The 23998-nt window shown below is 72.6% G+C and carries 24 protein-coding genes; 15 read left to right on the top strand and 9 right to left on the bottom strand.

Features of this window, described 5'->3' with window-relative positions; translation table 11 throughout:
- Positions 1–8 precede the first annotated feature (8 nt).
- The 3 genes from ACIBBH_RS13875 to ACIBBH_RS13865 all read right to left on the bottom strand — a co-directional run bounded on the left by ACIBBH_RS13875 (position 9) and on the right by ACIBBH_RS13865 (position 3532).
- Entirely contained in the window at positions 9–2006 is a 1998-nt protein-coding gene (locus tag ACIBBH_RS13875; protein ID WP_399404661.1) for an ATP-binding protein, read from the bottom strand.
- A 23-nt stretch (positions 2007–2029) separates the two neighbouring features.
- Entirely contained in the window at positions 2030–2713 is a 684-nt protein-coding gene (locus tag ACIBBH_RS13870) for a DUF4255 domain-containing protein (RefSeq protein WP_399404465.1), read from the bottom strand.
- Positions 2714–2863: 150 nt separating this feature from the next.
- Entirely contained in the window at positions 2864–3532 is a 669-nt protein-coding gene (locus tag ACIBBH_RS13865) for a LuxR C-terminal-related transcriptional regulator (RefSeq protein ID WP_399404464.1), read from the bottom strand.
- A 269-nt stretch (positions 3533–3801) separates the two neighbouring features.
- Here ACIBBH_RS13865 and ACIBBH_RS13860 point away from each other — a divergent pair, with 269 nt between their 5' ends.
- The 7 genes from ACIBBH_RS13860 to ACIBBH_RS13830 all read left to right on the top strand — a co-directional run bounded on the left by ACIBBH_RS13860 (position 3802) and on the right by ACIBBH_RS13830 (position 9918).
- Positions 3802–6621: a LuxR C-terminal-related transcriptional regulator gene (locus ACIBBH_RS13860; protein WP_399404463.1), complete on the top strand. Its 2820-nt coding sequence runs from the start codon at positions 3802–3804 to the stop codon at positions 6619–6621.
- A gap of 127 nt (positions 6622–6748) precedes the next feature.
- Positions 6749–7096 carry a sortase-dependent protein gene (locus tag ACIBBH_RS13855; protein WP_399404462.1) on the top strand — a complete coding sequence of 116 codons (348 nt, stop codon included), beginning with the start codon at positions 6749–6751 and terminating at the stop codon, positions 7094–7096.
- Positions 7093–7704 carry a class F sortase gene (locus tag ACIBBH_RS13850; protein WP_399404461.1) on the top strand — a complete coding sequence of 204 codons (612 nt, stop codon included), beginning with the start codon at positions 7093–7095 and terminating at the stop codon, positions 7702–7704. The genes ACIBBH_RS13855 and ACIBBH_RS13850 overlap by 4 nt, the downstream gene beginning before the upstream one ends.
- A gap of 113 nt (positions 7705–7817) precedes the next feature.
- The gene (locus tag ACIBBH_RS13845; protein ID WP_399404460.1) at positions 7818–8309 is read left to right on the top strand and encodes an RNA polymerase sigma factor; all 492 of its coding nucleotides are present in this window, start codon (positions 7818–7820) and stop codon (positions 8307–8309) included.
- Complete coding sequence (locus tag ACIBBH_RS13840; RefSeq protein ID WP_399404459.1) at positions 8293–8706, top strand: hypothetical protein; 414 nt, start codon at positions 8293–8295, stop codon at positions 8704–8706. Before ACIBBH_RS13845 ends, ACIBBH_RS13840 begins: the two co-directional genes overlap by 17 nt.
- A gap of 59 nt (positions 8707–8765) precedes the next feature.
- Positions 8766–9290 (top strand): hypothetical protein, encoded by a 525-nt coding sequence (locus ACIBBH_RS13835; protein ID WP_399404458.1) that lies wholly within the window; start codon positions 8766–8768, stop codon positions 9288–9290.
- 319 nt (positions 9291–9609) lie between these two features.
- Positions 9610–9918 carry a hypothetical protein gene (locus ACIBBH_RS13830; protein ID WP_399404457.1) on the top strand — a complete coding sequence of 103 codons (309 nt, stop codon included), beginning with the start codon at positions 9610–9612 and terminating at the stop codon, positions 9916–9918.
- Here the strand turns inward: ACIBBH_RS13830 and ACIBBH_RS13825 are convergent.
- The gene (locus ACIBBH_RS13825) at positions 9900–10259 is read right to left on the bottom strand and encodes a winged helix-turn-helix transcriptional regulator (RefSeq protein WP_399404456.1); all 360 of its coding nucleotides are present in this window, start codon (positions 10257–10259) and stop codon (positions 9900–9902) included. The two genes, ACIBBH_RS13830 and ACIBBH_RS13825, sit on opposite strands and share 19 nt — an antisense overlap.
- Positions 10260–10299: 40 nt before the next feature.
- On the opposite strand from ACIBBH_RS13825, the gene ACIBBH_RS13820 reads away from it, so the two are divergent.
- Positions 10300–10893 (top strand): NADPH-dependent F420 reductase, encoded by a 594-nt coding sequence (locus ACIBBH_RS13820; RefSeq protein ID WP_399404455.1) that lies wholly within the window; start codon positions 10300–10302, stop codon positions 10891–10893.
- On the opposite strand, the gene ACIBBH_RS13815 is transcribed toward ACIBBH_RS13820, so the two are convergent.
- Positions 10890–11573, bottom strand: a complete 684-nt coding sequence (locus tag ACIBBH_RS13815; protein WP_399404454.1) for a glycerophosphodiester phosphodiesterase — start codon at positions 11571–11573, stop codon at positions 10890–10892. The genes ACIBBH_RS13820 and ACIBBH_RS13815 overlap by 4 nt on opposite strands.
- Positions 11574–11593: 20 nt before the next feature.
- Positions 11594–12664 (bottom strand): adenosine deaminase, encoded by a 1071-nt coding sequence (locus ACIBBH_RS13810; protein WP_399404453.1) that lies wholly within the window; start codon positions 12662–12664, stop codon positions 11594–11596.
- A 150-nt stretch (positions 12665–12814) separates the two neighbouring features.
- Between ACIBBH_RS13810 and ACIBBH_RS13805 the strand changes: the two genes are divergently transcribed.
- On the top strand, positions 12815–13528 hold the full coding sequence (locus ACIBBH_RS13805) for a DUF4190 domain-containing protein (protein WP_399404452.1): 714 nt from the start codon (positions 12815–12817) through the stop codon (positions 13526–13528).
- Between the two features lie 55 nt (positions 13529–13583).
- Here ACIBBH_RS13805 and ACIBBH_RS13800 read toward each other — a convergent pair whose 3' ends face one another.
- Complete coding sequence (locus ACIBBH_RS13800; RefSeq protein ID WP_399404451.1) at positions 13584–14144, bottom strand: NADAR family protein; 561 nt, start codon at positions 14142–14144, stop codon at positions 13584–13586.
- Positions 14145–14338: 194 nt separating this feature from the next.
- Between ACIBBH_RS13800 and ACIBBH_RS13795 the strand changes: the two genes are divergently transcribed.
- The 6 genes from ACIBBH_RS13795 (at position 14339) to ACIBBH_RS13770 (ending at position 21543) form a co-directional block, all read left to right on the top strand.
- On the top strand, positions 14339–15874 hold the full coding sequence (locus tag ACIBBH_RS13795) for a gamma-aminobutyraldehyde dehydrogenase (RefSeq protein WP_399404450.1): 1536 nt from the start codon (positions 14339–14341) through the stop codon (positions 15872–15874).
- A gap of 65 nt (positions 15875–15939) precedes the next feature.
- Positions 15940–17187: a spermidine/putrescine ABC transporter substrate-binding protein gene (locus ACIBBH_RS13790; protein ID WP_399404449.1), complete on the top strand. Its 1248-nt coding sequence runs from the start codon at positions 15940–15942 to the stop codon at positions 17185–17187.
- 5 nt (positions 17188–17192) lie between these two features.
- A complete protein-coding gene (locus tag ACIBBH_RS13785) occupies positions 17193–18350 on the top strand; it encodes an ABC transporter ATP-binding protein (RefSeq protein ID WP_399404448.1) in 1158 nt (385 codons plus the stop codon).
- Positions 18351–18352: 2 nt separating this feature from the next.
- Positions 18353–19282, top strand: a complete 930-nt coding sequence (locus ACIBBH_RS13780; RefSeq protein ID WP_399404447.1) for an ABC transporter permease — start codon at positions 18353–18355, stop codon at positions 19280–19282.
- A complete protein-coding gene (locus ACIBBH_RS13775; RefSeq protein ID WP_399404446.1) occupies positions 19283–20083 on the top strand; it encodes an ABC transporter permease in 801 nt (266 codons plus the stop codon).
- Between the two features lie 29 nt (positions 20084–20112).
- On the top strand, positions 20113–21543 hold the full coding sequence (locus ACIBBH_RS13770) for an NAD(P)/FAD-dependent oxidoreductase (protein ID WP_399404445.1): 1431 nt from the start codon (positions 20113–20115) through the stop codon (positions 21541–21543).
- On the opposite strand, the gene ACIBBH_RS13765 is transcribed toward ACIBBH_RS13770, so the two are convergent.
- Positions 21446–22345 carry a phosphatase PAP2 family protein gene (locus tag ACIBBH_RS13765; RefSeq protein ID WP_399404444.1) on the bottom strand — a complete coding sequence of 300 codons (900 nt, stop codon included), beginning with the start codon at positions 22343–22345 and terminating at the stop codon, positions 21446–21448. The genes ACIBBH_RS13770 and ACIBBH_RS13765 overlap by 98 nt on opposite strands.
- 163 nt (positions 22346–22508) lie before the next feature.
- Complete coding sequence (gene gabT, locus ACIBBH_RS13760) at positions 22509–23843, bottom strand: 4-aminobutyrate--2-oxoglutarate transaminase (RefSeq protein ID WP_399404443.1); 1335 nt, start codon at positions 23841–23843, stop codon at positions 22509–22511.
- Positions 23844–23998: the final 155 nt, after the last annotated feature.

The raw sequence follows: 23998 nt of genomic DNA, 5'->3' as shown, positions 1-23998 counted from the left end.
TTGGGCCGCTACCAGGTGCCTTCGCCCGGCAGCAGCCGTCCCGCCTTGCGGTACTCCCGGCGGGCGCCCTCCAGGAGGTCGGCCGCGGTGACGACGTCGCCGCGGCCCGCGGCCAGGTACGCGGCGGTCACCACGGCGCTGCGGATGGAGCCGCCGGCCAGCTCGAAGCCGGCGGCCACCGGCCCGGGTTCGATGCCGTCGGCGCAGGGCACGTGGGACAGGCTGTGCCGCCACAGGGCGAGACGCTGTTCGGCGTCGGGGAAGGGGAAGTCGACCACCAGGTCCAGGCGCCGGGTGAACGCCTCGTCGATGTTGGCGCGCAGGTTGGTGGTGAGCAGGGCGATGCCGTCGAAGGACTCCAGCCGCTGGAGCAGATAGGCGCTCTCCATGTTGGCGTACCGGTCGTGCGAGTCCTTCACCTCGGAGCGCTTGCCGAAGACGGCGTCGGCCTCGTCGAAGAGCAGCACGGCGTCGGTGCGGTCGGCCTCGGTGAAGATGCGTTCGAGGTTCTTCTCGGTCTCGCCGACGTACTTGTCGACCACGGAGGACAGCTGGACCACGTAGAGGTCGAGGCCCAGTTCGGCCGCGACGACCTCCGCGGAGAGCGTCTTGCCGGTGCCGGACTCGCCGGCGAACAGGCCGAGCACGCCCCGGCCCCGGCCGCCGCCCGCGCTGAGCCGCCAGTCGCCGAGGACCCGGTCGCGGTGCCGGGCGCGCAGGGCGAGTTCCCGCAGCTGGGTCAGCGGGCGCTCGGGGAGCACGAGGTCGGTCCAGTCGACGGCGGGACGGATCCGGCGGGCGTGCTGTTCCAGGCCGGAGGCGGACTGCTGGCGGGCGGCGAGGCGCAGATGGGCGGGGGAGAGCGGGGCGCCCTCGAAGCCGGCGAGGCCCCGGGCGGCGCGGGCGGCACGGGCGATGCGGTCGTCGGGGAGGTGGTACGGGGCGACGGTGGCCGCCAGATCGAAGCCGGGCTCCTCGCCGAGAGCGGCCGACCAGGTGCGCACCGTCCCCGCGCGGTGCCGGGGCACCTCCAGGACGAGGGGGTCGTGGTCGCACCACTGGGGGTCGTACGGGCGCGGGCCGGCGATCAGGACGGTGATGTCGGAAGCCGCCCACAACTCCCGCAGCAGCACGCGGGGTTGGTCCGGGATCCCGGAGACCACGACAGCCTGCCCGCCCAGCCGGGCCTCCCGCAGCAGCTCGGGCACGCGCTCCTCGGGTCCCGAGAAGCGCAGGGCGGGGACCCCTGCCGTGTCCAGGGCGGCGGCGACGCAGGCGAGCCCGTCGCCCTCGCGTCCCTCGCGGAGATAGGCGGTGAGCGGGGGACCGGCGGTGAGCCGGGCGGCGAGCCGGCGGACGAAGCGGGTGAAGTCGCCGTCGTCACCGGGGTCTTCGTCGTACGACTCGGGGGGCGCCGGCAGCGGATGGAGGTGCCCGGCGAGCGCCGCGTCGGGGGTGTCGTCGCCCAGCAGGTGCGCCGCCGGCCGGTCGGGTACGCGCAACGAGCGGCTGAGGAAGGGACGTTCGGGCTCCTCCACCGTGAGCAGCCCGAGCGCGGACAGCGGGGCCGAGGCGTGCAGCCGGGCCCGGGCGCCCGCCGAGTGGGCGGGGATCCCGCACAGGTCGAGGGCGAGGGCGACGGTGGCCCGTCGCCTGCTGACGTCGTCGTTGAGGTAGCCGTACAGGGGCTCGAAGGTGCGGTCCAGGTCGGGGGCCAGGGCGATGAGGAGGAGGGCGGTGTCGAGTTCGGTCAGGCCGAAGCGGGCCGACAGGGCCGCCAGGCGGTCGTCCGGCGGCTCGGCGGAGTCGGGTAGCGGGGGCGGCGGGGGCTGCGCCGGGCGCAGCAGATGCCGTACCGCCTCGTCCGACAGGTACAGGCCGCGCAGGGGATCGGTGGCCGTGGGGTCGTCGGCGGAGCGGTGCTCGACCAGCAGGGCGACCCGGTCGCGCAGGGCGGCGAGGCGGGCGAGGAGTGGGGCGGCCGGGTCGGATGCCGATGCCGTCATGTCGTACGCCGGGGTCCACGTGGTCACGTCGCCCGGCCCGCCCCGCCGCGACGCCTGGCCGCCCTCCGGGCGTCCCGGGCCGCCGCCACCTGCCGGGGACGGTGCGCGCGTTCCTCCGCCTCCGCGGGGATGCCGTCCAGGGCGCGTACGCGGACCGCCGCGCCCTCGGTGACCGGCGGACCGGCGTCGTACTCGGGGTAGGCCGGGAAGGGCGCGGTGACCACCAGGTCGAGGGACGGCTTCAGCTCACCGCCGAGCGCGGACCAGATCTCCGCCAGGGAACGTGACTCCGTCTGGATTCCGGCCACCGACAGCGGTACCGCCATGCCCAGTCCGCCCAGGGCGCCGGGCAGTTCGGAGGGCGGGAGCAGCTCGCGCGGGATCAGGGTGGCCAGCACGGCGGACAGCAGCCGGTGTTCGTCCTGGGGCTGCTTCGTCCACGCCGTCACCAGGTACGACAGCCGGAACCAGCGCGGCGGCTGGCGGCGCTTGACGACCACCTCGCGCTCGTCGAGCACCGGGATGTGACCGCGCTGGCGGCGGTTCACGTCCTCCCGGATGTCGTACAGGTAGGCGTTGATCGTGGGCGCGTTGCGGCGGGCGGCCCAGTCGCGGGTGGGGGCGTCGAAGGCGACGTCGATGCCGGAGCCGGCCAGCGCGCCACCGCCGAGCAGGGCCTTGAGGACCTCGTCCACCTCGTGGATCACCGTCGTGCTCCCGCCCTGCCGTGCCCAGCCTCGTCCGCCTGCCGCCGTCACCGATCCTGCCCTCCGGGGCGGCCGTTCCCGCAGGCACGCCGGGGACGGCCGCGGGGCAGAGCGCAGTGCCCAAGAGGTCGGCATCGGATGCCCGTTCGGTCAGAGGTAGCCTTCCCGCAGGGCATGCGCCACGGCGTGCGCCCGGTTGCGCAGGTGCAGCCGGGTGGTCAGCCCGTGCATGACGTTCTTGACGGTCCGTTCGGAGTAGGACAGCTTGCTGGCGATCTGTCCGGTGTCGAACCCCTCGGCGACCAGCCGCAGGACGTCCACCTCACGCGGTGTCAGACCCGAGGCGGCGGCGCCCGGACGGCCGGCCGCGCTGCGGTGCAGCGTGCCCACCTGGCTGATGAGCCGGCCGACCAGGTCGGCCGGCAGGTCGCCGTCGCCGCGGGCCGCCGCGAGGACGGCCTGCACCAGGCGGGTCGCGGTGGCTTCGTGGCGCCACACGATGGCGCCCACCCCGCACTCGATCACATCGAGCAGCTCGGCCTCCCGCAGGGACCTCACGACGAGCACCGCCCGAGCCCCCTCACTGCGCACCAGCCGGCGCAGCCGGGTCAGCGCGGCCTCGTCGAGCACGTCATCGACGAGCAGCGCCACCGTGCCGGGGCCTGAGTCGCCCTCCTTCCGGAGGTCGACCTCCGGGTACCGGCGCAACTGGCCCAGCACTCCCTCGCGCAGGATCGGGTCGGGGGCGTGCACCGCCACCGGTATCCGGTCGGCGGAGTCGGCCGTACCGGGGTGTGTGGTCCGCGATGAGCTGAGCAAGTGTTCCCCCCCATGTCCACGTGCGCGCCACCTCTGCGGGGCCGGTGGCAGGCGTGCGTTCCTCACACTCCTGGGGCCGCGGAGGCCCGCGCAATCGTGGAGCACCACGAGCGGCACCACGAGATCGGCCGTACAACGACCACGACGTGTGTGACTTCCATGACACAACGTGTGTGACCTCCATGACATGTGTGACGTCACGACCTCTGTGACCCCCCAGACGACCACGACGTCTACGACGATGACCCCGTCCGAGCAAGGAGGCAGGGATGTCCGGACCGCAGGGTGATCAGCCGCGCGAACACGGGGAGGCCGCCGCGGCGCTGGCGGCCGGGGCCGCGCGCGCTCGCAGCGGTGCGGGCGGCCTGGTGCTGCTGCGCGGGGCCACCGGCACCGGCCGGACCACGGTCCTGGAGGCCGCCGCCAAGGCCGCCGCCGACCACGGCATGCGGGTGCTGCGTGCCCGCTGCGCACCCGGCGACGCCACCGTGCCCTTCGCCGCCGTGCTCCAGCTCCTCGGCCCCGTCCAGTGGTTCGGTCAGCCCGAGGGGACCGGCGGGGAGCGGGAACAGGCCGCCCTGCTGTGGCGGGTCCTGCGCGGTTACGCCGACGAGTCCCCGCTGCTGATCGCGGTCGACGACGTCCACCTCGCCGACGCCCCCTCGTACCGCTGGCTGGTGGAGTCCGCCCGGCACGTGGACCGGTTACGGCTGCCGATCCTGCTGGCGGTCACCGAACGCAGCCAGTACGACGTCGACCCGCCCGCACCGGGCTTCACCCACAGCCTCTCGCCCGCCCTCGTCCACACCCACACCCTGGCCCCGCTCACCGCGGACTCGGCGGCCGAACTGGTGCGCACCCGGTTCCCGGCGGCCACCGAGGCGTGGGCGGACGGCTGCGTACGGGCCGGCGCGGGCAGCCCGATGCTGCTGCGCGCCCTCCTCGACGACCTCGGCGAACCGGGCCGGCACCCGACCGTGCCGGAGACGTCCGCCGCGCTGTACCCGGGCGCGTACCCGGCGGCCGTGTCGTGGTGGCTGGACAGCGCCGGGCCCGGCACGGCGGAGGTGGCGCGGGCGCTCGCCGCCCTGGACGAGGGCTGGGACGGCAGGGCGGGTGGCGACCCCGGGTGCTCCGCGGAGGCTCTGGGCGGGCTGCTCGCCGAGCTCGCCGGTGCCGACCCGGCCCGGGTGACGGGCTGGCTCACCGCGATGACCGGCCTCGGCATGCTGCGGGCCGACCCGGACGGCCGCCCCCGGTACGCCCATCCGCTGCTGCGGGACGCGGTGCTCACCGGCGTGCCCGCGGCCCGGCGGCGCGCGGCGCACCGGCAGGCCGCCGAGACGATGCTGCACCGCGGCGCCCCCACCGAGACGGTAGCCCGGCAACTGCTGCTGTCCGGCCCGGTGGGCGACCTCTGGGCGCCGGGCGTGCTCCAGGACGCCGCCGCCCTCGCCCTGCGCGACGGCCGCGCCGAGGACGCCGTCGACTTTCTGCGGCGGGCGCTCGACGAGCCGCTGCCCGACGAGCGCCGGCAGCGGCTGCTGACCGAGCTGGGCTCCCTGGAGTGCGCCGGCCCGGGGGCCGCGTCCGGGATCTCCCGGCTCACCGAGGCCCTGCGGCTGCCCGGCGCCCCCCAGGACCGGGTGCGCGCGGCCGTCGCCCTCGGCACCGCGCTGGCCGGACGCGGGAAGACCCGCGCCGCCGTGGAGGTGCTGCGCACGCTGAACGGCCAGCTCGCCGGCCGCCCCGATCTGGCGGGGCTCCTGCACAGCGCCTCCGCCCTGCTGTCCGACCAGGACCAGACGGTCCGCCGCGAGGTGTACCGGTGGCTGTGCGACACCGCCGAACGCTCGCCCGAGCTGGTGGGGCCGGCCGCCCGGGCCCTGCTCGTCCGGTACTCGGCGACCGCCGGGCTGACCTCGGCCGACGACGCGATGAAGCAGCTGCGCGCCCTGCTCGCCGAGCCGGCAGACCCGCTGACCGAGCCCTTCCTGCTGGGCACGGCCGCCGCGGTCGCCCAGTGGGCCGACGAACTCGACGAGGCGGACCGGCTCGTGGACCGCGGCCTGGCCGGTCAGCGTCCCGACCTGCTGCACCCGATGCACGAGGCGCTGCTCAACGTACGGGCCGACATCGCGGCGGCGCGCGGCGAGTACGGGCGGCTGCCCGCCGAACCGCCCGTGACCGCGGACGCCGGGCCCGCCAACGCGCACGCCCACACTCTGATCGCACTCGTGGAACTGGGCCGCACGGCCGAGGCACGGCGGCTCGCGGACGGCTTCGACCTTCACGCGGCGCCCGACTCCTGGGAACTGAACCGGTTCCTGTACGCGCGGGGCGTGCAGCGCGCCGCCGCGGACGATCCGGCAGGCGCCCTGCACGACTTTCTGGAGTGCGGCCGCCGTCAGTCGGCCCGCGAGGTGGTCAGCCCGGTCGTCACCCCGTGGCGCTCGGCCGCCGCCGAGTGCCGGCTCGCCCTCGGCAGCCCCCGCGAGGCGCTCGCGCTGGCAGAGGAGGAGCTGCGGCTGGCCCGGGTGTGGGGCACGCCCCGCACGGTGGGCCGCGCCCTGCGGGCGCTCGGCACGGTCACCGGCGGCCGACGCGGTCTGCAGCTGGCCGAGGACGCCGTACGGCTGCTGCGGGACGCCGGCATCGGCACGGAGCCGGAGCTGGTCGCCGCGCTCATCGCGCAGGGCCGGCAGCTGACCGCCGCCGGCGACCGCGCCCGGGCCCGGGACGGCCTGCGGGAGGCGGTCGAACGCGCCGAGCGCCTCCGCGCGCCACGGCTGCACGCCCTGGCCGAGGCGGCCCTGCGCGAGGGCGGCGCCCGCCGCATGAGCGCCGCCCGCACCGGCTCCGGTGCGCTCACCGGCAGCGAGCGCCGCATCGCGCAACTGGCCGCCGACGGCCGCACGAACACGGAGATCGCCGCCCTGCTGCACCTCGCCCGGCGCACCGTGGAGACCCATCTCACCAACGTCTACAAGAAGTTGGGGATACGGCGCCGGGGCGAGCTGCGCGAGGCGCTGGGCGGCCCTGCCTGTGCCGGGGCCCTGATCCCGACCCCGCGAGCCCGGCGGCCTTGAACGACGCACGCCGGACGGCTTTGCCGTCTCTTTACAACCCGCCCCGCCGCTCCGTCGTCTCTCCGCTCGATCCGTAACACGGCCCACCCCTGCACCGGGCGGGCCGGCCGACGAAGGAGAGCGATTCATGCGCCGAACTGTCCTCAATGCCACAGCACTCGCGTGCACCGCCGTACTGGCGGGCTCGGTGCCGGCGTTCGCCGACGGGGCGAGCCCGGTCCCGAGCGCCCGCCAGGACGCCAGTGGCGCCCCGAGTGCCGATCCCAGTACCCGGGGCACCGAAGCCCCGAGCGCCGTGCCGGGCAAGGGCCAGGTCGGCGTCGTGCCGAAGGGGGCGCCGGACACCGGTGTGGCGTCCGGATCGCAGGACTCCGGAGGGAACGGCATGCTGATCGGCGGGGGTGCCGCCGGTGCCTTCGCCGCGGGTGGTGCGGCGTTCCTTGTCGTACGCCGCCGACGGGCGACCGGGGCATGACCTCGCTCTCCAGGCGCGCGTTCGTCACCGCGGCGTCGGGCGTGCTGCTCGCCGGCTGCGGGCCCAAGCCCCGCCGGGCCGCGACCGCACCCTCCGCCACCGGCACGGCCGCACCCGCCCGGCCCGCCGCGAACGGCGTGCGCGCGCTGGCCCGTTCGGTCCCGGTGCGGCTGCGGATACCGGCCATCAAGGTCGACACCCCGGTCATCCAGCTGGGGCTGGGCGCGGACGGCAGCGTGCAAGTGCCCCCGGTCACGGCGCACGACCGGGCGGGCTGGTACCGGCACTCGCCGACGCCGGGTCAGACCGGCCCGTCGGTGATCCTCGGTCACGTCACGGTCGGCGCCCACGGGGACGGGGTCTTCCGGCACCTGGACCGGCTGCGCCGCGGCGACCGGATCGTGGCGCGCCTGGAGAACGGCACGTCGGCGGAGTTCACCGTCACCGCCGTACGGACGGTCGCCAAGGCGGACTTCCCGACGGACGCGGTCTACGGGGACACGGACCGGCCGCAGCTGCGGCTCATCACATGCGGTGGCCCCCGCACCGGGGACGGCTACCTCGACAACGTGATCGTCTTCGCCGTGCTGAGCGCCGCGAGTTCCTGACCGCCGCCCGGCTCCCGGGCCGGCGGACCGTACGGGCCCGCAACCCCCGGGGAACGTACGCCGTCGGCCCGGGCTCTTCCCCACGAGAGCCCTCACCCCACCCATGGAGAGCGTTGAAACGGTCCCGCGAGAAGGCAGCAGCCGAGCTGTTCGCCGCCCTCTACCCGCGCCTGGCCGGCTGGTGCCGCGGTCTGGTCGACGACGACGAGACGGCCCACGAGGTCGCCTCGGAGGCGTTCACCCGGCTCTGGGCCCGCTGGACGTCCGTGGCGGAGCCCCGGGGCTTTCTGTACGTCACCGCCGCCAACCTCGTCCGGGACCACTGGCGGAAGCTGGAGCGCGAGCGCCGGGCCGTGCGCCGCGCCACCGCCGAAGCGGCCGTCCGCCCGCCCGCCGAGCAGGCCGACCCGTCGGTCCGGCTGCTCGTGCAGGCGCTGCCGGAACGGCTGCGCACCCCGATCCTGCTGCACTACTACGCTGACATGCCGATCCGGGAGGTGGCCGTGCTGACCGGGCGCAAGGAAGGAACCGTCAAGGCCGACCTGCACGCGGCCCGCGAACTGCTCCGCGCCCACCTGAGGAGAAGTCTTGATCACACACTCTGACGACGGTCCGGACTTCGAACCCGACGACCCCCTCGCCGTCATCCTGCGGCCGCCCTCCGAGCACCTCGCCCCGCCCCCCGGCCGGTACGAGGAGACCCGCCGGGGCGCGGCCCGCCGCCGGCTGGTCCGCACGGCGGCCGGCGTCGGTGTGTCGTGCGCCGTCGCGGTCGTCGTCGCGCTGCCGTTCCTCCGGGCGGTCTCGCACGAGCACGTGTCTCCGACGGTTCCGCTCGCCCCGCCGCCGGCGAGCAGCCCGTCGGGCGTACCCACCCCGTCGGCGTCGCCCAGCACCGGCCCGAGCGCCCGCCCGGCGCCCCGTCCCACCGGACGGACCCACCCCGGCCCCTCCGCCACGCCCACAACACGCCCCACGGCCGTTCCCACCCAGTCGCCGTAGGCGAGCCCGGCCCGGCCCCCGGTTTTGAACACGTTCAACTCGGGGCGTACGCTCCTGCCATGAGCGACAGAGCCGCCCAACTCAAGGGCATCCGCGTCTGGCTGGCCTGCTTCGTCGTGTGCCTCGTGCTCAGCGGCGCCACCGCCTTCCCGCTGGTCCACGAACTGCGCTGGACCGAGGACGTGTTGCGGTCGCTGTCCGTGCCCGAGCACCTGCCGGCGCTGACGGACTGGATCACACGCGTCCGGCAGGGGCTGGACACCGCCGACACCGACTACCCCTTCCTTCTCTACGGCACGGACTGGCTGGCGTTCGCCCACCTGGTCATCGCGGTCGCCTTCTACGGGCCGTACCGCGACCCCGTCCGCAACATCTGGGTCGTCGAGTTCGGGATGATCGCCTGCGTGGGGATCATCCCGCTCGCGCTGATCTGCGGGCCGATCCGTCAGATCCCCTTCTGGTGGTCGGTCATCGACATGTCGTTCGGGGTGTTCGGGATCGTCCCGCTGTACGTCGTACGGCAGAGGATCAAGCGGCTGGAGGCGCTCACTGCGCCGACCACGGCTCCGGCTCCCGTCGCTTGAGGGCCGCCACGACGGATCCGCTGGGCCAACCGGCGATCGTGGAGTCGCGGATCGCCCACCGCGCCTCCCGCAAGGGCCGAAAACCTGTTGTCCCGGGGCCCGTCACTCCGTCTCCGCGCTGTCATTCCCGGTACACCGGCGACCTGGCCGGGCGGCAGTGGCGCTCGGCCATCGCGGCCGCGCAGCAAGGCGACCGGCGGGCGATGGACGAGCTGGTCGAGGGCCGGCTGCCGTTGGTGTACAACGTCGTCGGCGGGCGCCGAACGGGCGCGCCGACGTCGACGACCCCGTCAGCAGCACCGACGGCTCCGCCACCGGCATGGGCGACAGGACCACCGGCTACGCCGTCCAGCCGCCCGGCACCCGGCAGATGTGGCAGAACGAGTACGTCTGCCTCGACGGCAGCGTCACCCTCACCGTGAACGAGCGGGGCGCCGACCACGGCCTGAACGTCTTCCCGGCGACCTGGGACGCGGTGGAGAAGGACGTCACGACCGGCCCCGGGCAGGGTGCCGGGCGCTACGGCCGCGTCCGCGACACAGGCAAGGACGACGCGCCGGTGCCCCAGTACGTCACGCGCGCGACCCCGGCCGACCCGGCGACGGTGGCTCAGCGTTCACGCGTGTAACGCTCCTGCGCGGCCATCACCTCGTCGCCGTGCTCGAACGCCCAGGCGCCGAAGGCGTCGATCGGGGCGAGCAGCGTACGCCCCAGCGGGGTCAGTTCGTAGTCCACCCGGGGCGGCGAGCCGCCGTGCGCGTGCCGCTCCACGAGGCCGTTGAACTCCAGCCGCCGCAGAGTCTCGGTCAACACCTTCTGGCTGATCCCGCCGATGCGGTCGCGCAGTTCGCCGTGGCGCACCGGGCCCTCCCGCAGCGCCCACAGCACCACGGCGTTCCAGGTGTTGGCGAGCAGGTCGAAGGCGAGCCGGGCACGGCAGTCGGCGAGGAAGTCCTGGTCGGTGGTCACGTACCGAATGGTGCCCGAGCGGCTTCCTACAGTCGCGGTCATGCGCATAGGAATCATTGGCAACGGAGCAATGGCGGACGCACTGGGCACGCAGTGGAGGCGGGCCGGGCACGAGGTGGCCGCGGGAAGCCGCTCGGGCGGTCTGCGGGAAGCTGCGGAGTCCGGGACGGACGCGGTTCTGCTGGCGGTGCCGTACGAGGCCGCGGTCCAGGTCGTGGCCGAACTCGAAGAGGTGCTGCGCGGACGGGTGCTGATCGACTGCACCAATCCGGTGGGCCCCGGCTTCGCGCTGCTCACGGCGGGCGGTCCGGCCGCGGCCGAACGCATCGCCGCCGCCGCGCCCGCCGCCCGCGTGGTCAAGGCCTTCAACCTCTGCCACGTGGACGTCTGGCGGCTGACCCCGCCGGTCTTCGCCGGCCGCCCGCTCGCGGTGCCGCTGTGCGGGGACGACGAGGCCGCCGTCTCGGTCGTCCGGCACCTCGCCCGCGACGTGGGCTGCGAGCCGCTGAACGCCGGGGGCCTGGACCGGGCGGGGCTGCTGGAGGCGACGGCCGCCCTGTTCATCCGGCTGTGGGTGGGGGAGGGGGCGGACGCCCAGGCGATCGCGCCCCCGGTGGCGTTCGCGGGATCCTAAGCGGTGCGCAGGGCGCACAGCAGATCGACGCGGTTCGTCGTGATCGAGTCGACTCCGAGGCCGAGGAGGCGGCGCAGGGAGCGGCGGGTGTCGGGGGTCCACACGGACAGCAGGTAGCCGTCGCGGTGGACGCGGGCCGCGAGGGCGTGGTTCACCAGCCCGAAGCGGTAGTTCAGCCAGCGCGGCCGCACCGCGTCGAGCAGCCCGGCCCGCGGTGGCGCGAGCGTCGTCCAGGTCAGGGCGAGCTCGGCGGACGGATCCGCGGCACGCACCGCGAGCATCGTCTCGGCGCCGGCGCAGTAGTACACGCGGTCCTGCGCTCCGCACTCGCGTACGACGCCGACGATCCCCCGGGCCGCCCGGGTATCGGCCCGCCCCGGCAGGTCGATCATCACCCGGGCACCGTCCGCGGCGGCCAGGGCGTCCACCAGCGTCGGCACCCGGCCGCCCGTCAGCCCGCGCACCTCCTCGGCGGACAGCGAGACGATCGGCCGGTCCTGCTCCCACAGCCGCTTCAGCGTCTCGTCGTGCAGCAGCACGGGGACGCCGTCGCGGGTGAGCCGTACGTCGATCTCGACCGCGTCCGCGCCCTGGTCGAGCGCGGAACGCAGCGAGTCGAGCGTGTTCTCGCGGAAGCGGTAGGGGTCGCCGCGGTGGGCCACGGCGGTCACGGTCTGCATGGCCCCCATTGTGGAGGGCGTCAGCGGGCCGGCCACGCCGAGGTGTACGACTCGATCTCCTCGGTGATCCTGGCCTTGCCCGCCGCGTCCAGGAAGGAGGCCTCGACGGCGTTCTTCGCGAGGTCGGCCAGGCCGCGCTCGTCGAGGTCGAGGATGCGGGCGGCCACGGCGTACTCGTTGTTGAGGTCGGTGCCGAACATGGGCGGGTCGTCGGAGTTGACCGTGACCAGGATGCCGGCCCGCACGAACTCCCGGACGGGGTGCTCGTCGAGGGTGCGGACCGCGCGGGTGGCGATGTTGGAGGTCGGGCAGACCTCCAGCGGGATGCGGTGCTCGGCGAGGTGCGCGAGCAGCTTGGGGTCCTGTGCGGAGCTGGTGCCGTGCCCGATGCGTTCTGCGCGCAGCTCGGTGAGGGCGTCCCAGACCGTCTGCGGGCCCGTGGTCTCGCCCGCGTGCGGCACCGAGTGCAGCCCGGCGGCGATGGCCCGGTCGAAGTACGGCTTGAACTGCGGGCGCGGTACGCCGATCTCGGGCCCGCCGAGACCGAAGGAGACCAGCCCCTCCGGGCGCAGCCGGTCGTCGGTGGCCAGCCGCACCGTCTCCTCGGCCGACTCCAGGCCCGCCTCGCCGGGGATGTCGAAGCACCAGCGCAGCACGGTCCCGAACTCGGCCTCGGCCGCCTTGCGCGCGTCCTCGATGGCCTCCATGAAGGCGGCCTCGTCGATGCCGCGCCGGGTCGAGGAGAACGGGGTGACGGTCAGCTCGGCGTACCGCACCTGCTGGCGGGCCAGGTCGCGGGCCACCTCGTACGTCAGCAGCCGGACGTCCTCCGGGGTGCGGATCAGGTCCACGACGGACAGGTAGACCTCGACGAAGTGCGCGAAGTCCGTGAAGGTGAAGTAGTCGGCCAGGGCCTCGGGGTCGGTGGGGACCTTGGAGTCGGGGTGGCGGGCGGCCAGTTCCGAGACGATGCGGGGGGAGGCGGAGCCGACGTGGTGGACATGCAGTTCGGCCTTGGGCAGTCCGGCGATGAAGGCGTGCAGACCGCGGTCGGCGGTGCCGGCGGTGGGTACGGCGCTGAAGTCGGTCAAGGTTCCTCCCCGGAACGGCGCCCAAGGACCGTGGTCCGGGCGCGGGTGATCGGCTGATCGGTGACTCGGGGATCATCGTAGGCCGGGCCCCTGCGGCTCGTGTCCTTGGCCGTAACATGACGGGACGCACAGGAGAGGGGACCACCCACCATGTCCGACGAGGTGCGTCGGGGGAACGGTCACGAGGACCCGGCCCCGGATCCCTGGCCGCCACCCGCCGGCCAGGTCCCCGGTGACCACGCGCCCGCCGACCGGATACCCGGCGATCCGGCACCGAGCCCTTGGGTATCCCCGGCCGCCCACACCGCCCCCGGTCCCGGTGACACGATCGTCTCCGGCGCCGCGGGCACCCCCGCACCACCCTCCGTCCACGACGAGCGGACACTCACCTCCTTCCCGGACGCGCCGGCACCCCCGGCATGGGCCAACCCCTTCGCCGCACCGTCGCGGACGACGGCGCAGAGCCCGCCCCCGAACCCCTTCGCCCCGCCCACCGCGGCCGCCCCCCAGCCGCGGTACGCCACCGTCCCGCCGCCGCCCATCGCCCCCGACGGCCCCGGCCAGGTCCCGTACGGCTACCCGGCCCAGCAGGGCTACGGCTGGCCCGGCATGCAGCCCGTGCCGAGCAACGGGATGGGCACGGCCGGACTGGTGCTGGGCATCCTCGCGGCGATCTGCTTCTGCCTGTGGCCGCTGGCCATCGTGCTCGGCGTGCTGGCTGTGATCTTCGGCGCGGTGGGCCGTGGCAAGGCCCGCCGCGGTGAGGCGACCAACGCCGGCCAGGCCCTGGCCGGCGTCATCTGCGGCGCGGCCGGCATCGTCCTCGGCCTGGTGGTGGTCGCCTTCCTCATCGCCACCGGCTGACCCTCGCCACCGCCTGACCTCGCCGCCGCCCGGCAGCAGACAGCCGGGGCGCCCGTCAGGCGCCCGCGGCCAGCCGCTCCCGCGCCTCCATCAGCGCGAACCCCAGCAGGTTCGGCCCCCGCCACCGCTCCGGGTGCATCGCCGCCTCGTCGTCCGCCGCGAGGCCGATGCCCCACACCCGGTCCACGGGGCTCGCCTCCACCAGGACCCGGTCACCGGTGTTCAGCAGGAACTCCCGCAGCTCGGGATGCGCGGCGAACTTGTGCACGCTGCCCTCGACCACGATCCGGAAGCGCTCCCGCTCCCATATCGCCTCGTCGAAGCCGCGCACCAGCCGCCCCGCCTTCTTGGCCTGCGAGGGATGCCCCGCAGCCAGCACCCGGCGCTCCCCCTCCGCGTCCTCGAAGAGCCGCGCCTTGCCGGCCATCATCCAGTGCTCGGCCGTCGGGTACTCCACCCCGTCCACCACGAACGGCGACGGCCACCACTGGCTGAGACAGCTCGCCCCGACCCGCCCGTCCGGCCGCGGCCGGTGTCCCCAGAAGTGCAGGTACCTGACCTTCGCCCCCGTACGGACTTCCCTGATCAGGGCTTTCCGGCAGTCGACCTTCCCCATGCACGCGAGTCTGGCACGCACCACTGACACTCCGTCCCCCCTTTTCCGTGCCGACTCGACACCTGGTCGACAGATTCCGTCGCGTAACCAAAAGGCAACAACGGAATCACTTGTTGGAGTCCCTTCCCTCTGTCAGGATCGGCACTCAAATCGAGCTGGAGCTACGCCACCCGCCCCCCGGACGGAGGAGCGACATGCACAACCCGGGCACCGCCACCCCGGAACGATTCCCCGCGCAGGAGCGTCTCGCGGACGGCGCGCAGTTCATCGCCGGCCGCCTCACCAAGGGCACGTCCGGCCGCACGCACGCCGTGACCGACCCGGCCACCGGCGAGGACGTGTACACGTACGAGCTGGCCGGGACGGACGACGTCGACGCGGCCGTGGCCGCCGCCCGGGAGGCCTTCGCGGGCTGGGCCGGTGTCACCCCGGGCGAGCGGTCCGACGCGCTGCACCGCTTCGCCGCCGTCATCGCCGACCGCGCCGAGGAGTTCGCCCGCGCCGAGTCCCTCCAGTGCGGCAAGCCGCTGAAGCTGACCCGGGAGTTCGACGTCCCGGGGACGATCGACAACACCGCCTTCTTCGCGGGCGCCGCCCGGCACCTCCAGGGCCAGTCCGCGGGTGAGTACTCCGGCGACCACACCTCCTACGTCCGCCGCGAACCCATCGGCGTCGTCGGCTCCATCGCGCCCTGGAACTACCCCCTCCAGATGGCCGCCTGGAAGATCCTCCCGGCGGTCGCCGCGGGCAACACCATCGTGCTCAAGCCCGCCGAGCTCACCCCACTGACCTCGCTGCTGTTCGCGCAGGCGGCGACCGACGCGGGCATCCCGGACGGGGTGATCAACATCGTCACCGGCACCGGCAAGGAGGCCGGCGAGCACCTTGTCGGTCACCCCGACGTGGCCATGACCTCCTTCACCGGATCCACCGCCGTCGGCAAGCGGGTCGCCGAGATCGCCACCGCCACCGTCAAGCGCCTCCACCTGGAACTGGGCGGCAAGGCGCCCTTCGTGGTCTTCGACGACGCCGACCTGGAGGCGGCCGTCCACGGCGCGGTCGCGGGCGCGCTCATCAACACGGGCCAGGACTGCACCGCCGCCACGCGCGCGTACGTGCAGCGCCCGCTGTACGAGGCGTTCGTCGAGCGGACCGCCGCCCTCATGGAGAGCGTCCGGCTCGGCGACCCCTTCGCCCCCGGCACCGACCTCGGCCCGCTCATCTCGCACGTCCAGCGCGACCGCGTCGCCGCCTTCGTCGACCGGGCGCGCGGCTACGCACGCGTGGTGACCGGCGGCGAGGCCCCGCGGGGGGAGCTCGGGAAGGGCGCCTACTACCGGCCGACCCTGATCACCGGAGCGCCGCAGGACAGCGAGGTCGTCCAGGCGGAGATCTTCGGGCCCGTACTGGTCGTTCTCCCCTTCGACGATGATGATGAAGGCATCCGCCTCGCCAACGACACCCCCTACGGCCTCGCCGCCTCCGCGTGGAGCCGGGACGTCTACCGCGCGAACCGCGCGACCCGCGAGATCAAGGCGGGCTGCGTCTGGGTCAACGACCACATTCCGATCATCAGCGAGATGCCGCACGGCGGCTTGAAGCAGTCCGGCTTCGGCAAGGACATGTCGGCGTACTCGTTCGAGGAATACACCCAGGTCAAGCACGTAATGTTCGACAACACGGCGGTTGCCCGCAAGGACTGGCACCGCACGATCTTCGGGGACCGATAGCGACGACCGGCGCTGCCGCCGACCACGGCAGGCCGAACCCTCCTTCCCGAAAGGGCACCACGCGCATGGAGCAGTACGAGCCCGACCGCCTGACCCCGGCCCAAGCGGCCGCGATACGGCGCAGCCTCCGAGGCGGCCGGGCGGCCATGACCCGCCGTTCGCTGCTGCGCGCCTCCGCGGGCGGCGCGCTGACGGCCGGCGGACTCGGGGCGCTGAGCGCCTGCGGGATCCCCGCGGCAGGAAAGACCCAGGGCGGTACGTCCGCCGAGGACCACTCGGCGAAGGAGAAGGTCGTCGACTTCTCCAACTGGACGGAGTACATCGACGTCGACGACAGCGGCAAGCACCACCCGACGCTGGAGACGTTCGCCAGGCGGACCGGCGTCCAGGTCAAGTACACCGAGGACATCAACGACAACAACGAGTTCTTCGGCAAGATCAAGCCGCAGCTCGCCGCGGGCCAGGACACCGGCCGCGACATCATCGTCCTCACCGACTGGCTGGCCGCCCGCCTGATCCGCCTGGGGTGGGTCCAGAAACTGGACCCCGCCAACCTGCCGCACGCCTACACCAACCTGTCGGCGCAGTTCCGCAACCCCGACTGGGACCCCGGCCGCGCCTACTCGTACCCCTGGCAGGGCATCTCGACCGTCATCGCCTACAACAAGAAGGCGCTCGACGGCATCGAGGTGAAGTCGGTCTCCGACCTGCTCGACAACCCCAAGCTGAAGGGCCGCGTCGGCTTCCTGTCGGAGATGCGCGACAGCATCGGCATGACGCTGCTCGACATGGGCAAGGACCCCGGGAAGTTCACCGACGACGACTACGACGCGGTGATCGCCCGCCTGCAAAAGGCCGTCGACAAGGGCCAGATCCGCCGCTTCACCGGCAACGACTACACGTCCGACCTCACCAAGGGCGACTTCGCGGCCTGCATCGCCTGGGCGGGTGACGTCGTCCAGCTCAAGGCGGACAGCCCGGACGTCGACTTCGTCATCCCCGACAGCGGATACATGACGTCGACCGACAACCTGCTGATCCCCAACAGGGCCCGTCACAAGACGAACGCCGAGCGGCTGATCGACTTCTACTACGAGCCCGCGCAGGCCGCAGCCCTCGCCGCCTACATCAACTACGTGACTCCGGTCGACGGAGTGAAGCCCTACCTTGTGAAGATCGACAAGGCGGCGGCGGACAACCCGCTGATCATTCCCGACAAGGCCATGCAGGCCCGGTCCCACGCCTTCCGCTCCCTGAGCCAGAAGGAAGAGACGGCCTACGAAGAGAAGTTCGCGAAGCTCACAGGGGCGTGACGACGATGAAGACGACGACACACAGCAGCGGCGACGTCCGCCTCTCCGGCATCGGCAAGACCTACGGCTCCTTCACCGCCGTGCACCCGCTGGACCTGACCGTCCCGCAGGGCTCCTTCTTCGCCCTGCTCGGCGCCTCCGGCTGCGGCAAGACCACCACCCTGCGCATGATCGCCGGTCTGGAGGAACCTTCCTCCGGCACCGTGCACCTCGGCGACCAGGACGTCACCCACCTGCCGCCATACAAGCGGCCGGTGAACACCGTCTTCCAGTCCTACGCCCTCTTCCCACACCTCGACATCTTCGAGAACGTCGCCTTCGGCCTGCGCCGGCGCGGCATCAAGAGCGTGAAGAAGCAGGTCGGGGAGATGCTGGAGCTCGTCCAGCTGGGCGAACAGGCGCGCAAGAAGCCGCACCAGCTCTCCGGCGGCCAGCAGCAGCGCGTCGCGGTCGCCCGCGCCCTGATCAACCACCCCAAGGTGCTCCTCCTCGACGAGCCCCTCGGCGCCCTCGACCTCAAGCTGCGCCGCCAGATGCAGCTGGAGCTCAAGCGCATCCAGACCGAGGTCGGCATCACCTTCATCCACGTCACGCACGACCAGGAGGAGGCCATGACGATGGCCGACACGGTCGCCGTGATGAACGCGGGCCGCGTGGAGCAGCTCGGCTCGCCCACCGACCTCTACGAGAACCCGAACACCACGTTCGTCGCCAACTTCCTCGGCACCTCCAATCTCATCGAGGCCGAGGTCGACACCAGGAGCGGCGACGACATCGTCCTGAAGGCGGGCGGCGGCAAGCTGGTGCTCCCCGAGGCGCGCTGTTCCGCGCCGACGGCCACGGGCGGCAGGGTGCTGGTCGGCATCCGCCCGGAGAAGATCTCGCTCACGCACGCCGACGACGCGGGCGCGATCCCGGAGGGCCGCAATCGCATTACCGGCACGATCGCCGACTCCAGCTTCATCGGCGTCTCCACGCAGTACGTCATCGACAGCCCCGTCTGCCCCGAGTTCGAGGTCTACGCCCAGAACATCGACCGCGACGCCCGGCTCCTGCCCGGCGCCGAGGTCGTCCTGCACTGGAACCCGGCCCACACCTTCGGCCTGGACGCGGCGCAGGACATCGACGCCGGCGTGGAGAGCGTCGAGGAAGAGGCCGCGTAGACATGTCGACCCTCACCGAGGCGCCCCCGCCTCTCGCCCCCGCCGCGTCCGAGAAGAAGCCGCCGCGCAAACGCGGCCGCTTCACGCCGTACTGGCTGCTGCTGCCCGGCATCCTCTGGCTGGTCGTCTTCTTCGCGCTGCCGATGATCTACCAGGCCTCCACGTCCGTGCAGACGGGCTCCCTGGAGGAGGGCTACAAGGTCACCTGGCACTTCGCGACCTACTGGGACGCGCTCGGCGCGTACTGGCCGCAGTTCCTGCGCTCGGTCTTCTACGCCGCCGCCGCGACCCTGCTGTGCCTGCTGCTGGGCTACCCGCTGGCCTACCTGATCGCCTTCCGCGCGGGCCGCTGGCGGAACCTGATCATGATCCTGGTGATCGCGCCGTTCTTCACCAGCTTCCTGATCCGCACCCTCGCCTGGAAGACGATCCTCGCCGACGGCGGCCCGGTCGTCGGCGCCCTCAACACGCTGCACGTCCTGGACGTCACCAACTGGCTCGGCTGGACGGCGGGCGACCGCGTCCTGGCCACCCCGCTGGCCGTGGTGTGCGGCCTGACGTACAACTTCCTGCCGTTCATGATCCTGCCGCTGTACAGCTCCCTGGAGCGCATCGACGGGCGGCTGCACGAGGCGGCCGGTGACCTGTACGCCAGGCCCTGGACCACCTTCCGCAAGGTCACCTTCCCGCTGTCGATGCCGGGCGTGGTCTCCGGCACGCTGCTGACCTTCATCCCGGCGGCCGGCGACTACGTCAACGCCGAGCTCCTCGGCTCCACGGACACCCGCATGATCGGCAACGTCATCCAGACGCAGTTCCTGCGGATCCTCGACTACCCGACGGCCGCTGCGCTGTCCTTCATCCTCATGGCCGCGATTCTCCTCATGGTCACGATCTACATTCGCCGGTCCGGGACGGAGGATCTGCTCTAAATGCCACTTGTCACCTGGCTCAAGCGCCATCTGGTCGTGATCGCGGGACTCCTGACCCTGGGATATCTCCTGCTCCCGAACGTCGTCGTCACGGTGTTCTCCTTCAACGAACCGAAGGGGCGCTTCAACTACGAATGGCAGCAGTTCTCCACGGACGCCTGGAAGGATCCGTGCGGGGTCGCCGACATGTGCGGCTCGCTGTCCCTCAGTCTCCAGATCGCCGTGTGGGCGACGGCCGGCGCCACCGTCCTCGGCACGATGATCGCCTTCGCGCTGGTCCGCTACCGCTTCAGGGCGCGGGGCGCCGTCAACTCGCTGATCTTCCTGCCCATGGCCATGCCCGAGGTCGTCATGGCGGCCTCGCTGCTCACCCTGTTCCTCAACATGGGTGCTCAGCTGGGATTCTGGACGATCCTGATCGCGCACATCATGTTCTGCCTCAGCTTCGTCGTCACCGCGGTCAAGGCGCGCGTGATGTCGATGGACCCGCGCCTGGAGGAGGCGGCCCGGGACCTCTACGCCGGACCGGCGCAGACGTTCCTGCGGGTCACCCTGCCCATCGCGGCCCCCGGAATCGCCGCTGGCGCGCTGCTGTCGTTCGCGCTCTCCTTCGACGATTTCATCATCACCAATTTCAACGCGGGCTCGACCGTCACGTTCCCCATGTTCGTGTGGGGGTCGGCGCAGCGCGGAACGCCCGTTCAGATCAATGTCATCGGTACGGCCATGTTCCTGGTCGCCGTCCTGCTCGTGCTGGCCTCGATGGTCGTCACCAACCGCCGTACCAAGCAGAAGGCGTAACCGCAAGAACTCTGTGGGGAGTTGAAATCATGGCCCCGAGCGCCATGAGTCATGGCAAGGACAACTGGATCGCCTCTCTTTCGGAGGCGCAGCCGGTCCCGTACTGGCTGGAAGACCCCGGCAAACCCCACCCCGAGCCCGCGCTCACCGGCGCCGATACCTGCGACCTGCTGGTCGTCGGCGGCGGCTACAGCGGACTGTGGACCGCGCTCAACGCCAAGGAGCGCGACCCGCAGCGGGATGTCGTCCTGCTGGAAGGGCGTGAGGTGGGCTGGGCCGCCTCGGGCCGCAACGGCGGCTTCTGCGCCGCCTCCCTCACGCACGGACTGCCCAACGGCCTCACCCGGTGGCCGGACGAGATCCAGACCCTCCAGAAGCTGGGCGAGCGCAACCTCGACGAGATCGAGGCGGCGATCGTCCGGCACGGAATCGACTGCGACTTCGAACGCACCGGCGAGATCGACGTCGCCACCGAGACGTACCAGGCCCGGGAACTGCGCGACTGGCACCGGGAACTCCAGGACAAGGGCCTCGCGGACGGCATCGAGTTCCTGGACGCCGACGCCGTGCGCGAACAGGTGGACTCGCCCACCTTCGAGGCGGGCCTGTGGGACCGCCGGGGCGTGGCCATGCTCCACCCGGCCAAGCTGGCCTGGGGTCTGAAGAAGGCCTGCCTGAAGCTCGGCGTGCGGGTGTACGAGCACACGCCCGCTCTCACCCTCAAGCAGTACGGCGCCGGCATGGCCGTACGCACTCCGTACGGCTCGGTCCGCGCCCGCAGGGTCGCGCTCGGCACGAACATCTTCCCGAGCCTGCTGCGGCGCGTGCGCTCGTACACCGTGCCGGTCTACGACTACGCGCTGATGACCGAGCCGCTGAGCACGGACCGGTTGGCGTCGATCGGCTGGAAGAACCGCCAGGGCCTCGGGGACTCGGCGAACCAGTTCCACTACTTCCGCCTGTCCGCCGACAACCGCATCCTCTGGGGCGGCTACGACGCGATCTACCCCTACGGAGGCCGCGTCCGCGCCGAGTACGACGACCGCCCGGAGACCTACGCCAAGCTCGCCGGGCACTTCTTCACCTGCTTCCCGCAGCTGGAGGGCGTCCGCTTCACGCACGCGTGGGGCGGCGCGGTCGACACCTGCTCCCGCTTCTCGGCGTTCTTCGGCACCGCCCACCAGGGGAAGGTGGCCTACGCGGCGGGCTACACGGGCCTCGGCGTCGGCGCCACCCGCTTCGGCGCCGACGTGATGCTCGACCTGCTGGACGGCGAGGAGACGGAGCGCACCCGCCTGGAGATGGTCCGCAAGAAGCCCCTCCCCTTCCCGCCCGAGCCCTTCGCCTGGACCGGAATCGCCCTCACGAAGTGGTCCCTGGCCCGCGCGGACGCCCACGGCGGGCGGCGCAATCTGTGGCTGAGGGCGATGGACCGGTTGGGGCTGGGGTTCGACAGCTAGCGCGGAGGCGAACGGGCGGCCGCAACGCCGGCCACAACGAGGACAGCAGCACCGCGCACAGGCACCAGCTGGCCACGACGTCCAGTGGCCAGTGCCAGCCGTGCCGGACCAGCCCGAAGGAGACCCCGAGCACGAGGGCGGCGCAGGCGGCGACCAGTGCGCGACGGGCCAGGGGTGAGCGGAGCCCGGGGAGGAGCAGCAGGGTCGCCGAGCCGTACGCGATGGCGGCCGTGGCCGTGTGGCCGGAGGGGTAGTAGCCGACGCCGGGCGGCACGACCGGGGTCCCGGGGCGGGCGGTCCAGTGCTTCAGCGGTACGACGACCACCGGGACCAGCGCCATCAGGAGGGCCGCCGCGGTGGGCGGCAGCCACCAGCGGTCTGTACCGGTGGCACGGCCCCGCCCTGCCACGTACACCAGTACGGCCATGAGGACCGGCACCGCGACCTGGACGTCGCCGAGGCCGGCGAGGACTTCCGAGGTGCGGTCCGGGTGGACGACGGCGCTGCTCAGCCGCTCGTCCAGACGCACCAGCGGGCCGTCGGACACGACCTGCCAGGTGATGAACGCGAAAAAGAGGGCCGGAAGGCCCAGGAGAAGGAGGAGAAGGAAGGAGGTCGGCCGCCCCGGAACAGGGGGGGTGGTTCCGAGGCGGCCGTCCGGATCGGAACGTCGCGCGCCCCGGGGGGTTTGGGGCGGGCGACCGTCCGATCGGTGAGGAGATCCGGAGCCGGAGGCTCCGGTTGTGTGCGCGAGGGCACGACCAGGTCGAAGCTGGGGAGGCCCCGGCCTGATGTCGCCCACAGTCCCCTGTGGGCGGGGTGTATCTCTCATCTGGGTAGAACCTACGGCAGGGGGTGGCGCCAAAACAGACCGAATCGCGTCCCGTCATCCACCTCGCACACCTTCTTCACACGGCCTGCCGCAAGGGCCCTGTCCAGGTCCTTCGGAGGTGCGGACCAGCCGCTCAGATGCGTGCGAACGCCTGCTCGATGATGTCGAGGCCCTCGTTGAGGAGGTCCTCGCCGATGACCAGCGGGGGCAGGAAGCGGAGCACGTTGCCGTACGTGCCACAGGTCAGGACCAGCAGTCCCTCCTGGTGGCAGGCCTTGGCCAGCGCGGCGGTCGCCTCCGGGTTCGGCTGCTTCGTCGTACGGTCCTTGACCAGCTCGATCGCGATCATGGCGCCGCGGCCACGGACGTCACCGATGACGTCGAACTTCTCTGCCATGGCGGTGAGGCGGCCCTTCATGATCGCCTCGATGTTCTTCGCCCTGGCGTTGAGGCCGAGCTCCTTCATCGTCTCGATCGCGCCGAGCGCACCGGCGCACGCGACCGGGTTGCCGCCGTAGGTGCCGCCCAGACCGCCCGCGTGCGCGGCGTCCATGATCTCGGCGCGGCCGGTCACGGCGGCGAGCGGCAGACCACCGGCGATGCCCTTGGCGGTGGTGATCAGGTCGGGGACGATGCCCTCGTCCTCGCACGCGAACCACTGGCCGGTGCGGCAGAAGCCGGACTGGATCTCGTCCGCGACGAACACGATGCCGTTGTCGGCGGCGAACTGGCGGACGGCCGGCAGGAAGCCCTTCGCCGGCTCGATGAAGCCGCCCTCGCCGAGCACCGGCTCGATGATGATCGCGGCCACGTTGTCCGGGCCGACCTGCTTGGTGATCTGGTCGATGGCCTGCGCGGCGGCCTCGGGGCCGGCGTTCTCCGGGCCGGTCGGCCAGCGGTAGCCGTACGCCACCGGCACGCGGTACACCTCGGGCGCGAACGGCCCGAATCCGTGCTTGTACGGCATGTTCTTGGCGGTCAGCGCCATCGTGAGGTTGGTGCGCCCGTGGTACCCGTGGTCGAACACGACCACGGCCTGGCGCTTGGTGTACGACCGCGCGATCTTGACGGCGTTCTCCACGGCCTCGGCACCGCTGTTGAACAGCGCGGACTTCTTGGCGTGGTCACCCGGCGTGAGCTCGGCGAGGGCCTCGGCGACCTCCACGTAGCCCTCGTACGGGGTGACCATGAAACAGGTGTGGGTGAAGTCCTGCAGCTGGGCGGAGGCCCGGCGTACGACGGCCTCGGCGGAGGCGCCGACGCTCGTCACCGCGATGCCCGAGCCGAAGTCGATCAGCCGGTTGCCGTCGACGTCCTCGATGATGCCGCCGCCCGCGCGCGTGGTGAACACGGGCAGCACGGAGCCCACACCCTGCGCGACCGCGGCGGTACGACGGGCCTGCAGCTCCTGCGACTTCGGACCGGGGATGGCGGTGACGACGCGGCGCTCCTGCGGAAGTGCGCTCATGGGGGGCTCCTGGGGGTCTTGCGGTTCTTTCCGTCCTTTCTCGCAGGCTAGGACGGGGAGCGGGGGCTGGGCATGCTCCATGTGGGCGTTGTCAGGGAGTCCGGTTGTCCGTGGTGGACATGGTGCCCCGGAAGGGCATCCGTACGTTCTCTCGG

The sequence above is a fragment of the Streptomyces sp. NPDC051636 genome (genome assembly GCF_044453765.1).
Classification (GTDB): Bacteria; Actinomycetota; Actinomycetes; order Streptomycetales; family Streptomycetaceae; genus Streptomyces.
The sequence above is the reverse complement of the archived record's forward strand: the minus strand, read 5'-3'. Positions and strand labels throughout refer to the sequence as shown.

Excerpts from the sequence above, each read along its gene's own strand:
- ACIBBH_RS13875 (WP_399404661.1), bottom strand. The coding sequence starts at position 2,006 with ATGACGGCATCGGCATCCGACCCGGCCGCCCCACTCCTCGCCCGCCTC.
- ACIBBH_RS13860 (WP_399404463.1), top strand. The coding sequence starts at position 3,802 with ATGTCCGGACCGCAGGGTGATCAGCCGCGCGAACACGGGGAGGCCGCC.
- ACIBBH_RS13855 (WP_399404462.1), top strand. The coding sequence starts at position 6,749 with ATGCGCCGAACTGTCCTCAATGCCACAGCACTCGCGTGCACCGCCGTA.
- ACIBBH_RS13850 (WP_399404461.1), top strand. The coding sequence starts at position 7,093 with ATGACCTCGCTCTCCAGGCGCGCGTTCGTCACCGCGGCGTCGGGCGTG.
- ACIBBH_RS13835 (WP_399404458.1), top strand. The coding sequence starts at position 8,766 with ATGAGCGACAGAGCCGCCCAACTCAAGGGCATCCGCGTCTGGCTGGCC.
- ACIBBH_RS13830 (WP_399404457.1), top strand. The coding sequence starts at position 9,610 with ATGGGCGACAGGACCACCGGCTACGCCGTCCAGCCGCCCGGCACCCGG.
- ACIBBH_RS13820 (WP_399404455.1), top strand. The coding sequence starts at position 10,300 with ATGCGCATAGGAATCATTGGCAACGGAGCAATGGCGGACGCACTGGGC.
- ACIBBH_RS13815 (WP_399404454.1), bottom strand. The coding sequence starts at position 11,573 with ATGCAGACCGTGACCGCCGTGGCCCACCGCGGCGACCCCTACCGCTTC.
- ACIBBH_RS13805 (WP_399404452.1), top strand. The coding sequence starts at position 12,815 with ATGTCCGACGAGGTGCGTCGGGGGAACGGTCACGAGGACCCGGCCCCG.
- ACIBBH_RS13800 (WP_399404451.1), bottom strand. The coding sequence starts at position 14,144 with ATGGGGAAGGTCGACTGCCGGAAAGCCCTGATCAGGGAAGTCCGTACG.
- ACIBBH_RS13795 (WP_399404450.1), top strand. The coding sequence starts at position 14,339 with ATGCACAACCCGGGCACCGCCACCCCGGAACGATTCCCCGCGCAGGAG.
- ACIBBH_RS13790 (WP_399404449.1), top strand. The coding sequence starts at position 15,940 with ATGGAGCAGTACGAGCCCGACCGCCTGACCCCGGCCCAAGCGGCCGCG.
- ACIBBH_RS13785 (WP_399404448.1), top strand. The coding sequence starts at position 17,193 with ATGAAGACGACGACACACAGCAGCGGCGACGTCCGCCTCTCCGGCATC.
- ACIBBH_RS13780 (WP_399404447.1), top strand. The coding sequence starts at position 18,353 with ATGTCGACCCTCACCGAGGCGCCCCCGCCTCTCGCCCCCGCCGCGTCC.
- ACIBBH_RS13775 (WP_399404446.1), top strand. The coding sequence starts at position 19,283 with ATGCCACTTGTCACCTGGCTCAAGCGCCATCTGGTCGTGATCGCGGGA.
- ACIBBH_RS13770 (WP_399404445.1), top strand. The coding sequence starts at position 20,113 with ATGGCCCCGAGCGCCATGAGTCATGGCAAGGACAACTGGATCGCCTCT.
- gabT (WP_399404443.1), bottom strand. The coding sequence starts at position 23,843 with ATGAGCGCACTTCCGCAGGAGCGCCGCGTCGTCACCGCCATCCCCGGT.